The 12613-nt window shown below is 69.2% G+C and carries 9 protein-coding genes; 7 read left to right on the forward strand and 2 right to left on the reverse strand.

The features are described 5' to 3' along the window. The first annotated feature begins 348 nt into the window (after positions 1–348). From ACIGXP_RS22920 to ACIGXP_RS22935, 4 genes are all read left to right on the forward strand, one after another. A complete protein-coding gene (locus ACIGXP_RS22920; RefSeq protein ID WP_363217611.1) occupies positions 349–732 on the forward strand; it encodes a hypothetical protein in 384 nt (127 codons plus the stop codon). Continuing rightward, complete coding sequence (locus ACIGXP_RS22925) at positions 729–5024, forward strand: DUF6531 domain-containing protein (RefSeq protein ID WP_399770956.1); 4296 nt, start codon at positions 729–731, stop codon at positions 5022–5024. The genes ACIGXP_RS22920 and ACIGXP_RS22925 overlap by 4 nt, the downstream gene beginning before the upstream one ends. A gap of 119 nt (positions 5025–5143) precedes the next feature. Beyond that, positions 5144–5443, forward strand: a complete 300-nt coding sequence (locus ACIGXP_RS22930; RefSeq protein ID WP_399770958.1) for a hypothetical protein — start codon at positions 5144–5146, stop codon at positions 5441–5443. 122 nt (positions 5444–5565) lie between these two features. Beyond that, positions 5566–5964 (forward strand): Imm50 family immunity protein, encoded by a 399-nt coding sequence (locus ACIGXP_RS22935; protein WP_399770960.1) that lies wholly within the window; start codon positions 5566–5568, stop codon positions 5962–5964. Positions 5965–6030: 66 nt separating this feature from the next. Here ACIGXP_RS22935 and ACIGXP_RS22940 read toward each other — a convergent pair whose 3' ends face one another. After that, positions 6031–8523 (reverse strand): phosphatidylserine/phosphatidylglycerophosphate/cardiolipin synthase family protein, encoded by a 2493-nt coding sequence (locus tag ACIGXP_RS22940; protein ID WP_399770962.1) that lies wholly within the window; start codon positions 8521–8523, stop codon positions 6031–6033. A gap of 363 nt (positions 8524–8886) precedes the next feature. Here ACIGXP_RS22940 and ACIGXP_RS22945 point away from each other — a divergent pair, with 363 nt between their 5' ends. The 3 genes from ACIGXP_RS22945 (at position 8887) to ACIGXP_RS22955 (ending at position 12097) form a co-directional block, all read left to right on the forward strand. Beyond that, positions 8887–9735 carry a GNAT family N-acetyltransferase gene (locus tag ACIGXP_RS22945; RefSeq protein WP_363217616.1) on the forward strand — a complete coding sequence of 283 codons (849 nt, stop codon included), beginning with the start codon at positions 8887–8889 and terminating at the stop codon, positions 9733–9735. A 29-nt stretch (positions 9736–9764) separates the two neighbouring features. Next, positions 9765–10295: a GNAT family N-acetyltransferase gene (locus tag ACIGXP_RS22950; protein WP_363217617.1), complete on the forward strand. Its 531-nt coding sequence runs from the start codon at positions 9765–9767 to the stop codon at positions 10293–10295. Between the two features lie 98 nt (positions 10296–10393). Continuing rightward, positions 10394–12097: a proline--tRNA ligase gene (locus ACIGXP_RS22955; RefSeq protein WP_399770966.1), complete on the forward strand. Its 1704-nt coding sequence runs from the start codon at positions 10394–10396 to the stop codon at positions 12095–12097. Between the two features lie 18 nt (positions 12098–12115). On the opposite strand, the gene ACIGXP_RS22960 is transcribed toward ACIGXP_RS22955, so the two are convergent. After that, positions 12116–12514 (reverse strand): hypothetical protein, encoded by a 399-nt coding sequence (locus ACIGXP_RS22960; RefSeq protein WP_399770968.1) that lies wholly within the window; start codon positions 12512–12514, stop codon positions 12116–12118. Positions 12515–12613 lie beyond the last annotated feature (99 nt).

The raw sequence follows: 12613 nt of genomic DNA on the forward strand, positions 1-12613 counted from the left end.
GTGGAGATTTCTGGCTTCCTGCCGCTTACGCCTCCGCACGCTCAGTAACGCTGAACAGCGGCAGCACCATGACTGTCCATGCGTTGTACGAGTGTGGGGTGCCGCTGTACGCGGGCGCGCCGTGACCGACGGTGGCGCGAGGGCATTGGGGGTGTACGTGAGCGAGGAAGTACAGGCAGAGCAAGAAGTGCCGGAGGCGGAGGGGGAGTCCGAGCAGACGTTCCTCAGGATTGCGCAATCCTGAACGGAACTTTACCGTCCCTTTGGTTCGGCTTCCGATTGCGAACTCGTCCTGCCCACTAGGGTCTTCGGGCTGGTGAGCAGACTGACGGGGAGGAGCGCGGCACCATGGGTGACCAGGGCGGCAGCGGCGGCGACGGCAAGATACTCGACATCAAGATGGCCGATCTGAAGCAGACGGCTCCGCATTTCCACACGCACAGCACTGATCTCACCAAGGCGCTCACCAAGCTCAAGACGGCGCTCGCGGCGGCCGGTTCGCCGTGGGGCGACGACAAGCAGGGCAAGGAGTTCCACAAGGTCTACGGCCCGAACGTCACGAAGATCGAGAAGGCCGCGACCATCCTCGCTCAGGGACTCGCCAGCATCGAGCAGGCGATGACCGACATGGCGGACGGCCACATCGACAACGAGCAGCTCGTCCGCTCGATGTTCAGCCGGATCCAGGTGAAGCACGACGGCCACGGCGAGGGCGGGGGCCAGCCGAAGTGAGCGCGGCCGACAAGGCGAAGCAGATCGTCCAGGACCTCACCGGCATGTGGTGGCCGGACGCCGACGAGGACGGACTGCGGGACGCGGCGAAGGCCTGGCGGCAGTTCGCCGACGACATCGAAGACGTACTGTCCGCGGCGAACAAGTCGGCCCGCGGCATCATCGACAACAACAAGGGCGAGGCGATCTCCGCCTTCGACGACCCGTACTGGCGCCGCTACTACTACAACGGCCATGGCTGGCTCAAGGACATGGCCGACGCCGCCCGGGGCATGGCCAAGGCGCTCGACAAGTACGCCGACGTCGTGCACAAGGCGGTCAAGAAGCTGGAACACGAGCTGGAGATCGTCGGCGCGACCATCGTCGCGGGCACCGCGCTCGCCATCTTCACGGCCGGTATCTCCGAAGGCGCGGCGGCGGCGGCCACGGCGAGCATCGTGGAACTCGCCGGGACGCTGGGTATCGAGGTCTCCGCCGAGGTCGCCACGATCGCGGGCACCACCCTGGCCACGGCCGCGTTCGGCGGTGTCGAGTCGGTCGCCGTCGACCTGGCCGTCACCCAGCCGGTCGCCATCGCCACCGGCGAGAGCAAGGGCTTCAGCCTGGACGAGGCGAGCGACGCGGCGACGACCGGCATGGTGTTCGGCGGCATGTTCGGCGGCGGGGGAGCCCTCGCCAAGGCGGCGGGCGAGGCGGGCGGCTTCCGCGCCCTCTTCGACGGCATCTCCATCCCCGGCGCCCGCGCCCTGCCCAGCGAACTCGACGGCCTCGGCTCCGACCTGAGCGCGGGTGAGCGGGCCGCGGCAGGCGACGCCCGCCGGGCCGCGGGCGAGGACCCGGAGGGCGTGGCGGAGAACCCGAAGAACAAGGTCCAGGACGACAACACCGACCCGGTCGACCTGGTCACCGGCAAGATGTACCTGCCGCAGACGGATGTCGTACTCCCCGGCACTCTCCCGCTGACCTTCACCCGCCGCGTGGAGTCCGGCTACCACCTGGGCCACTGGTTCGGCCCGTCCTGGTCCTCCACCGTCGACCAGCACCTGGCGATCGACGCCGAGGGAATCATCTTCGTCACGGAGGACGGCCGCCTCCTCACCTATCCCCACCCGCAGCCGGGCGCCCCGTCGCTCCCCACACACGGCAGCAACCGCTGGCCCCTGCACAGGGTGGACGGCGGCTACACGATCAGCGATCCCCGCACCGGGCGGGTCCGGCACTTCGCCGACCAGTCCGGGACGAGGGCGGTCCTGGAGCAGATGGACGACCGCAATGGCAACTGGCTGACCTTCGAGTACGACACCGACGGCACCCCGCTCGCGATCGCCTCCTCCGCCGGCTACCGCCTGAAGATCACGACAGCGGGTGACCGGATCACGGCCCTGCATCTGGCGGGCGCGGCCCCGGACGGCACCGATGTCGAGATCAAGCGCTACGGCTACTCCGCCGAGGGCCACCTGACAGAGGTCTTCAATGCCTCGGGTCTCCCGTTGCGCTTCGGCTACGACGACCGCGGCCGGGTGGTGTCCTGGACGGACACGAACGACCGCAGTTACACCTACGAGTACGACGACCGGGACCGCTGCATCGCCGAGAGCGGCTCACACGGCCACATGGCCCTGCGCCTGTCGTACGACGACACGGACCCGGCGACCGGCCACCGGATCACCACCACGGTGACGGGCGAGGGCCACACCCGCCGCTACCTCATCAACGCCAACAGCCAGGTCGTCACCGAGATCGACCCCCTGGGCGCGGCCACCCACTTCACCCGCGACCGCTACAACCGCCTGCTGTCGCACACCGACCCCCTGGGCCACACGACGACGTTCCGCTACGACGACGAGGGCAACCTCGTCTCGGTCATCCGCCCGGACGGCCGTGAGGCGAGGGCGGAGTACAACGACCTGGGCCTGCCGGTGAAGGTGACCGGCACGGACGGAAACACCCACCGCCGTACCTACGACGAGCGGGGCAACCGCACATCGGTGACGGACCCCGCGTCCCAGGCCACCCGCTTCACCTACTCGCAGGCCGGTCACCTGACCTCGGTGACGGACCCGCTGGGCAACACGACGACGGTGATCTGCAACCGCGCGGGCCTCCCCGTCGAGGTCACCGACCCCCTGGGCGCGGTCACCCGCTACAACAGGGACGCCTTCGGCCGTCCGGTCGCGATCACGGACCCGACCGGCGCGACAACCCACCTGGAATGGACGGTGGAAGGCCACCTGGCCCGCCGCACGGCCCCCGACGGCACGACGGAGAGCTGGACGTACGACGGCGAGGGCAACTGCACCAGCCACACCGACCCCCTGGGCGGCGTCACCCACTTCGAGTACACCCACTTCGACCTCCTGTCGGCCCGCACGGGCCCGGACGGCGTCCGCTACGAATTCGCCCACGACACCGAACTGCACCTGACGAAGGTCACGAACCCGCAGGGCCTGACGTGGGAGTACGCCTACGACCCCGCAGGCCGCCTGCTGTCGGAGACGGACTTCGACGACCGCACGCTGACGTACGAGTACGACCCGGCGGGCCACCTGACCTCATGCCGGAACGCCCTCGGTGAGGTGACGTCCTTCGAGCGTGACGCGCTGGGGCGGATCACCGCGAAGAACGCCGCGGGCGCCGTCACCACGTACGCCTACGACTTCACCGACCAGCTGGCCCAGGCCACGGGCCCGGACGGCACGACCCTGACACTGCTGCGCGACCGCTACGGCCGCCTGCACTCGGAAACGGTCGACGGCCGCACGCTGACGTACGCCTACGACTCCCTGGGCCGCCGCACCGGCCGCACGACACCCACCGGTGCCGTTTCCACGTGGTCGTACGACGCGGCGGGCAACCGCACCCGGCTGACCACCAACGGCCGCACGATCGACTTCGCCTACGACGAGGCGGGCCGCGAACTGACCCGCCACATAGCCGAAACGATCACCCTGCAGCACACCTTCGACCCGCTCGGCCGCCTGACCACCCAGTCGGTGACCGGTGCAGAGGGCCGCACGCTGCAGAGCCGGGCGTACACCTACCGCGCCGACGGCAATCTGACCGCCGTAGCGGACCACCTCTCCGGCACCCGCCGCTTCGACCTGGACGCGACGGGCCGGGTGACGGCGGTCCACGCGGCGGGCTGGACGGAACGCTACGCCTACGACCAGGCGGGCAACCAGACAGAGGCCGTCTGGCCGGCGAACCACCCGGGCGCGGAGGCAACCGGCCCCCGCACCTACACGGGCACCCGGATCACCCGAGCCGGCAACGTCCGCTACGAACACGACGCCCTCGGCCGCATCACCCTCCGCCAGAAGACCCGCCTGTCCAGAAAGCCGGACACCTGGCACTACGAATGGGACGCCGAAGACCGCCTCACCTCGGTGACCACGCCGGACGGCACCCGCTGGCGCTACACCTACGACCCCCTGGGCCGCCGCACCGCGAAACTCCGCCTGGCGGAAGACGGCGAAACGGTCTTGGAACGGGTGGACTTCACCTGGGACGGCACCACTCTCTGCGAGCAGACGACCACCTCTCCTGCCCTCCCCAACCCGGTCACCCTCACCTGGGACCACGAAGGCCTGCGCCCCCTGGCCCAGACGGAACGCATCACCGCGGCCGATGCACCCCAGGACGAGATCGACTCCCGTTTCTTCGCGATAGTCACCGACCTCGTCGGCACCCCCAACGAACTCATAGACGAACACGGCGACATCGCCTGGCGCACCCGCAGCACCCTCTGGGGCACCACGGCATGGGCGGCAAACAGCACGACCTACACACCCCTGCGCTTCCCGGGCCAGTACTACGACCCCGAGACCGGCCTCCACTACAACTACTTCCGCCACTACGACGCCGAAGCCGCCCGGTATCTCAGCCCCGACCCCCTCGGTCTCGCACCGGCGCCCAATCCCTCTGCGTACGTCGACAATCCACACACCTGGTCGGACCCCTTCGGGCTCGCGCCCTACCCTCCGCAACAACAAGTTGTCCAGACCCCGGAGGTCGTCGCACCCAAACCCCTCAAGCCGCACCAGGTGTTGGACGAGTGGGAGAAGTTTTTGGGCGACGGCCCCTATACGAACGTCCACCCGCGCACTGGACTACCGGATCCGGATCGTCTGGTCTCCGCCGACGGTCGGCGCAGCATTCGACTGGGACCACACGAAATGAACAGCAAGCCGACGAAATTCCACTTCCATATGGAAACCTGGACGTTCGAAGCGCCTACCAACACGTGGATTGTGGACAACACCATGGTTCGAGTACCACTGGGGCTGAAGTAGTGCACATTGAGATTCTGAACTTTTCACCCGGCGGGGAGACCGAGAAAGGACCCATGGTCGCCTTCAGCAGCGCCTGCGGACGAGCATGGGCCCAGTGGTGTGGGTCCGAGATGCCACGGGTGGGCACGCCTGTGGATGTCGAGATCGAGATTCCGGATGAGATCGCCCAGTGGGCCGTCGTCGACGGACCGGCCGTGGTGGCATCGGACGCACCGGGATCCCCGGTCCGGATCAGGGGTGCCGTGGCCGCTGTGGACGAGGACTCCGTGACGGCTGTCCGGGTCGGCGCCGACATCGTTCTCGTGGAGTTCGCGGACCCCTTGAACTCCACGCAGCCCGATCAGGCCCGCAGGCCGGGAGTCGGTGACTTCATCGAATTCACGACACCCCGGATCGAGGTTTACCCCTACTCCGTCTAGGCCGGGCGCGGGATGTACGCCGGCCCGTGCGCTCCCGGTTCGCCGCGCTTGGCGATATCGAGGCGGCCGTCAGAGGAGGATCGGACGGTCACGTCTACTGTTTCAGTGAAGAGTGAGTCGACATGTCATGGACCTCGCTGCTGCGCAATCCGGAGGGAATTGCCTCTCTTTATGAAGGCGTCCCCCCGAATCTCGTCGGTGTTCATCTGCACGAGGTGGCTCTGCAGGAGGACGGACCGACGCTGCGGCTGCGCTTGGATCTCCCGCGTTACCCGGACCGGCCTCCGCGCAAGTGGACCGCGCAGGGTTTCAACACGGTGCAGCTTGAGCTTTCCCTGAGCGGCCTCGAAACGGTCACTCTGGAGGGCTTCGGAACTCACATCGCGGCAGATGTTTCTCTCGGCGGGGAAGGTGACGGCAAGGGCATCCTTGTCAACGTCATCTCGTCCGGGACTCGCATCCGAGCCGTCGCAGCCACTGCATTCGTCTCAAAACTGTCGGCGTATGTGAACGAAGTCTGAAATCCATGCGCGGAGGAGTGCAGCTACCGAGGGCGGTACCCCTTGCAGGGTGCCGCCCTCGGGCGCTCAGGAGTTGCTGAACGCGTCCCGCAGGCGCATCTCATTGAAGCCGTTGCCGTCGTAGTCGTCCGAGTACGTCAGCGCGAGCCGGCCGGTGGAGGCGAGGGTCACGGCCGGGCCGCCCTGGCCGCCGCCGGTCACCACGTTCATCCGGTAGGCGGGGAGCCGACCGGTGGTCGTGCCGTCGGCGTTGAAGCCGCGGGCCCACACGTCGTCCTTGCCCGCGTACAGGGTCCCGCCGACGTTCACGTCGAAGGCCTCCTTCCACGCGACGACGAAGCTGCCGTCGTCGGCGACCGCGACATCGGCGGTGTCCTGGTCGGAGATCGGCCGCTCGCTGTCGACGTACGGGCCGCTGCTGGTGGCGTCCTCGGTGGTCCGCTGCTCGGCCGCCGCGGCGCTGCCGGTCGCGGAGAAGACGCGGTCGTAGATCCGCTGCGGCCGCACCAGCGTGCCGGTGCCAGTGGTGTACTCGTCCGTCCACGCCACGACGAACCGGCCGTCGCCGGCCGACGCCACCGCGGGAACGGTCTGCTGCCCGTCGGTGAGGGAGTTGGCCACCTTGCGGGCCACGGCGAAGCCGCCGGAGGCGTTCAGCTTCGCGAGACCGATGTTGATGCCGCCGTTGCCGTCCGCGTCCTCTTCCCAGACGATCGCGGTGTTACCGGCGTCGTCGATCGCCGCGTCGGGGCGGCGGTTCGACCCGGCTGCACCCGAGTTGATCGTGCTGACCTGGACGTCCTGGTAGCGCAGCGCACCGGTCCCGGACCAGCTGCTCGCGTAGATCTGGTTGAGCGTGGAGCCGTCGGCCGTGCTCTCCCAGGCGACGGTGTAGGAGCCGTCGCCGGCCACCGCGACCGTCGGCCGCAGCTGGTCCCCGCTGCCGGAGGCGTGCGGGCGCGGCAGCGCGGTCACCGTGCCGTCGGGGGCCACCTTGACCACCGCGATGTCGGCGAACTTGTTGCCGTCGTCGTCCTTGGCCCACGCGACGATCGCGTTGCCCTGGTCGTCCACGCCGACGTCGGGCTTCTGGTGCGACCAGGTCGTGTTGCCGGCGGTGCCGCTGTTGCTCAGCAGCTTCTCGTTCCACAGCGCGACGCCGTCCTTGTACATGCGGATGTACACGTCGGTGCCCAGCTCGGTGTCCGAGGAGTCGTGCCGGTCGCCCTGCTCGTACACCACGGCGGTGTAGACGGACGAGGTGCCGCCGGAGGCGATGGCGCTGTAGTGCTGGTCGCCGTCGGCCTGCACGTTGACCCGCGAGTAGTGCTGGGACGTCGAGCCGTACTTCGAGGCGTCGATGTCGACGGCGCCCGAGTGCACCTTGGTGAAGTTGGCGACGTAGGCCTGGTAGACCGCCGGGTCGTCGATACGCAGCAGCGTCTCGTCGTTCGTCTTCAGCGAGCCCGAGGTCCAGTTGTGGGAGCCCGTGTACACATGCTGGACCTTGCTGCCGTCGGCTTTCGTCCACTCCGTCAGCAGGTACTTGGAGTGGGTGGTGCCGTGGTTGCAGGAGGCGGTCGCCGAGGACTTGTAGCGGCACCCGCCGGGGCGGTTGCCGTAGGCCGCGATGTCGAGGGCGGTCAGGTCGTTGACGCCGTTGTTGCCGCCGCCGTTGCTGAGATCGCGGATGTTCGCGTCGACGCTGCACCCCTGGGACCGCTTGGCCTGCAGGGCGTCGTAGACGGCCGGGCGGGTGGACCGCTGGTCGAGCTCGGCCGCCGAGATCCTGATCTTTCCGTCGATCGAGCAGTCGACCTTGTCGATGAACGAGGCGAGGATGTCGGCGTTGCCGTAGTGAGTGGCGTCCGAGGCGGTGTCGCGGGGGAAGAAGAACGCCTCGACGGGAGAACTCGGGTCGCCCGTGGTGTAGTTGTACGTCGTGTGCAGGCTGTCGCCGGCATGCTTGATCTGGTCGTTGAAGTGCGCGCGGTACCGGGAGGCGAGGGTCGCGTTGTTGGACACGACGACCGCGTTGTTGATCTCGCCGTCCTGACCGCCCGCGAGGTTCTGCGAGCTCTGCCAGACGACGTTCGTGCGTCCGTCGGTGAGCGCGTCGAACACGATGTACTTGTCGTGGTCGATCGCGTTCGTGTCGCCCGAGCCGTTGCCCAGGCAGCCGCGGGAGCACCAGGTGAGGCTGGAGTTGCCCGTCAGCGTCAGACCGTCCAGGTTGCTGCTGGGCCGGTTCGCCGACTCGGAGATGATGCGCAGCGTGACGCCGCGGCTCTGGGCGGCGGAGAGCTTCGCCTGCAGAGTCGAGCTGTTGAACCAGTACATGCCCATGTACAGCGTCGAGTTGGGCGCCGCGAGATCGATCAGGTCACCGACCGAGGTGTTGATCGAGGAGTCGTACGTCGTGGGCGTGGGGTAGTTGAACACCGCGGTGTAGTTCCCGGAGACGACGGTCTCCGCCTGAGCGGTGGCCGGAGCGAGCACTGCCGCACCGAGGGCGAGAGGGGCGAGGAGTGCCGCCAAGCGCCGTATCTGTCTGCCCATCTGTTTCCTTAGTTCAAACGAGTTGGGGAGGCGCCATCTTATGGCCAACTTATTTACGTTCTTGACCAACTGCCGACGCGTCAGCGCACGGCAAGGGGAAGAAGGCTCGGAACTGGGGGGCTTGCTCCTCGGGCGGCACCCTGATCGCCGGGCGGTCTCGACGGCGTGGTCGGCGGTGACCCTCCGGCCGAGCTTGGAAGATCCACCCTTGTGCGAGACGGGCGAGGACGCGCTCGCCGGATGCCCGCGGCCGGCCGGGACCTGCACCGGCCCGGCGCCGCAGCCGTTCTCACCCGGAAGCGTTCCGCAAGCCCTCGGGGTACAGTTCCGAGACCAGCAGAACCCCAGGGTGAGGCCCCGTACGTGTTGACCCAGACCACCTCTCGGGTGCTCGAACCGAGTGACCTCGACGCCGCGCTCGCCGTCCTCGACCGCGAGCCGGTGGCGAACGCCTTCGTGGCCGCCCGGGTCCAGGTCGCCGGGCTGGACCCGTGGCGCCTGGGCGGCGAGATGTGGGGCTGGTACGAGGACGGCATGCTCACGTCACTGTGCTACGCGGGCGCCAACCTGGTCCCGGTCTGCGCCACCCCGCGCGCCGTACGCGCCTTCGCGGACCGGGCGAGAAGAACCGGCCGGCGCTGCTCCTCGATCGTCGGCCCCGCCGAACCCACCACCGCGCTGTGGCGCCTGCTGGAGCCCCACTGGGGCCCCGCCCGCGAGGTCCGCGCCCACCAGCCCCTGATGGTCACCGACCGCATGCCCGCCGACATCGCCCCGGACCCCTACGTCCGCCGCGTCCGCAAGGACGAGATGGAGACGATCATGCCGGCGTGCGTGGCGATGTTCACCGAAGAGGTCGGCGTGTCGCCGATGGCGGGTGACGGTGGGCTGCTGTACCAGGCCCGCGTCGCCGAACTGGTCGGCGCCGGCCGCTCCTTCGCACGCCTGGACGAGCACGGCAAGGTCGTCTTCAAGGCGGAGATCGGCGCGGCGACCCGCCAGGCCTGCCAGATCCAGGGTGTGTGGGTGGCCCCCGAGTACCGGGGGAGGGGGCTCGCCGCCCCCGGCATGGCGGCCGTCCTGCGGTATGCGCTCGCCGACGTGGCCCCGGTCGTCAGCCTGTACGTGAACGACTTCAACACGGCGGCGAGAAGGACGTACCGCAGGGTGGGCTTCCAGGAGGTCGGCGCCTTCATGAGCGTGCTGTTCTGAAGCCCTGTACACCCCTGTACGCTCCCGTCATGGACCTCGTGATCGGCCCCCTGGACCTCGCAGCCCACGTCGACGAGGCCCTCGCCGTCCAGGCCGTCGCCTTCGGCCTCGGCCCCGACGAAGTCGCCGTACGCCGTCAGATCGTCCAGCGCCACATGCAGTACCAGGGCGCGAGGGCCCTCGGAGCCACCGTGGGCGGTCACCTCGTGGGGTTCGTCTACGGCATGCCGAACTCCCGCACCCACTGGTGGTCCACCGTCGTGGAGCCCTACCTCCGCGCGGGCGGAAACGATTTCTGGCTGGACGACTCCTTTGTGATCACGGAGCTGCACGTCCACCCCGACCACCAGAACCGCGGCATCGGCCGCCGCCTGATCACCACGATCACCGACACCGCCACCGAACCCCGCTCGATCCTCTCCGCGATCGACACCGACAGCCCGGCCCGCGGCCTCTACTACTCCCTCGGCTACACGGACCTCGCCCGCCAGGTCCACTTCCCGAGCGCGCCACGGCCGTACGTGGTGATGGGCGCCCCCCTGCCGCTGCGGCGCAGATAAACGCAGACAAAGCCGGGGTCATATCCGATTTCCACCGGCACAGTCGGCCCGGCTAACCTCCTATGCCATCACCCTTACCCGGCAGGAGTACGAGAACCATGGCGAACGCACCGGTCCAGCGCATGTCCCAGTTGATGGCGAAGACGCTGCGCGACGACCCGGCGGACGCCGAGGTCCTCAGCCACAAGCTCCTCGTCCGCGCCGGTTACGTCCGCCGCACGGCCGCCGGCATCTGGAGCTGGCTGCCGCTCGGCAAGAAGGTCCTCTCCAACGTCGAGCGGATCGTCCGCGAGGAGATGGACGCCATCGGCGCCCAGGAGGTCACCCTCCCCGCCCTGCTGCCCCGTGAGCCCTACGAGGCGACCGGCCGCTGGGACGAGTACGGCCAGGAGCTGTTCCGGCTCAAGGACCGCAAGGGCGGCGACTACCTCCTCGGCCCCACCCACGAGGAGATCTTCACCCTCCTGGTCAAGGACCAGTGCACGTCCTACAAGGACATGCCGGTGATCCTCTACCAGATCCAGACCAAGTTCCGGGACGAGGCCCGCCCCCGCGCCGGCATCCTGCGCGGCCGCGAGTTCCTGATGAAGGACTCGTACTCCTTCGACCTGGAGGACGAGGGCCTCGCCCAGTCCTACGCCCTGCACCGCCAGGCCTACCAGCGCGTCTTCGAGCGCCTCGGCCTGGACTACCGCATCTGCGCGGCCACCGCCGGCGCCATGGGCGGCTCGAAGTCGGAGGAGTTCCTCGCCCCCGCCGAGGCCGGCGAGGACACCTTCGCCGACTGCCCGAACTGCGACTTCGCCGCCAACACCGAGGCGATCACCTACCCGCTCCAGCCGGTGGACGGCTCGGCCGTCCCGGCCCTGGAGGAGATCCCGACCCCCGACACCCCCACCATCGAGACCCTGGCCGCCTCCCTCGGCGTCCCGGCCTCCGCCACGCTGAAGAACCTGCTGGTCAAGGTGGACGGCGAGATCGTCGCCGTCGGCGTGCCCGGCGACCGCGAGGTGGACCTGGACAAGGTCGAGGCGCACTTCGCCCCGGCCGTCGTCGAGATGGTCACCGAGGCGGACTTCACCGGCCGCCCCGACCTGGTCCGCGGCTACGTCGGCCCGCAGGGCCTGGGCGAGAAGGTGACGTACATCGCCGACCCGCGCGTGGCCCCCGGCACCGCCTGGATCACCGGCGCCAACAAGGAGCACACGCACGCCAGGAACGTCGTCGCCGGCCGTGACTTCGAGGTCGACGCGTACGTGGACGTCGTCGTGGTCCAGGAGGGCGACCCCTGCCCCAAGTGCGGCACCGGCCTGAAGCTGGACCGCGCCATCGAGATCGGCCACATCTTCCAGCTGGGCCGCAAGTACACCGACGCCCTCAAGCTGGACGTCCTCGGCCAGAACGGCAAGCCGGTCCGCGTCACCATGGGCTCCTACGGCATCGGCGTCTCCCGCGCGGTCGCGGCCATCGCCGAGCAGAGCGCCGACGACAAGGGCCTGGTGTGGCCCAAGGAGATCGCCCCGGCCGACGTGCACGTCGTCGCCGCCGGCAAGGCCCTGCAGACCGAGCTGGCCCTCGACGTCGCCGAGAAGCTGGCCGCCGCCGGTGCCCGGGTCCTGGTGGACGACCGGGCCGGGGTCTCCCCGGGCGTGAAGTTCACCGACGCCGAGCTGATCGGCGTCCCCCAGATCCTGGTCGCCGGCCGCCGCTCCGCCGAGGGCGTCCTGGAGCTGAAGGACCGCAGGACCGGCGAGCGCGAGGAACTGTCCGTCGAGGACGCGATCGCCCGCCTGACGGCCTGACGACGGTGAGGGCGGCGGTCACGTGTGGGACCGCCGCCACTCCTTGCGGGAGAGCGTCCAGTACTCCCGGCTCGTGAAGGTGACCGAGAAGACGGTGCCGTAGCGGGCGCGTGCCCGGGCGACGGTGGTGCCACCGGGCTCCAGCCGGCACCGCCCGTCCGGGGCGGGCGAGGGGCACGGCACGGGCTCCTGAACGCGCTCCCTCCGGTCCCACGGGTCGTCCCACTCGACGGTGAGCGACGAATCCTCGAGGTCGGGCTCGGACATGAGCCGTCCGTCGGCCCCCCGGCCCTTGGCGCGCTGGTACTCCAGGGCGTACCGGAGCCCGCCGCGCCCGCCGGTGTCCGGAACCCCGTCCGGCAAGCCGCCCCAGTCGCCGAGGTGCGCCCGCCCGATGTCCCGAAGGACCGGCGTCACCCCGCGGGACGCCCCCGTAGTGGGCGACGGCGTCCATCCGGCAGTGCACCACGTCGGGGTCCTCGGACTGGTCGAACAGATCCGGCTGCCGAGGACCGA

This window comes from Streptomyces sp. NPDC053069 (genome assembly GCF_044546895.1).
Classification (GTDB): domain Bacteria; phylum Actinomycetota; class Actinomycetes; order Streptomycetales; family Streptomycetaceae; genus Streptomyces.

What these genes read in the sequence shown, in the direction of transcription:
- ACIGXP_RS22950 (WP_363217617.1), top strand. Translation starts at nt 9,765, where the DNA reads ATGGACCTCGTGATCGGCCCCCTGGACCTCGCAGCCCACGTCGACGAG.
- ACIGXP_RS22920 (WP_363217611.1), top strand. Translation starts at nt 349, where the DNA reads ATGGGTGACCAGGGCGGCAGCGGCGGCGACGGCAAGATACTCGACATC.
- ACIGXP_RS22940 (WP_399770962.1), bottom strand. Translation starts at nt 8,523, where the DNA reads ATGGGCAGACAGATACGGCGCTTGGCGGCACTCCTCGCCCCTCTCGCC.
- ACIGXP_RS22935 (WP_399770960.1), top strand. Translation starts at nt 5,566, where the DNA reads ATGTCATGGACCTCGCTGCTGCGCAATCCGGAGGGAATTGCCTCTCTT.
- ACIGXP_RS22955 (WP_399770966.1), top strand. Translation starts at nt 10,394, where the DNA reads ATGGCGAACGCACCGGTCCAGCGCATGTCCCAGTTGATGGCGAAGACG.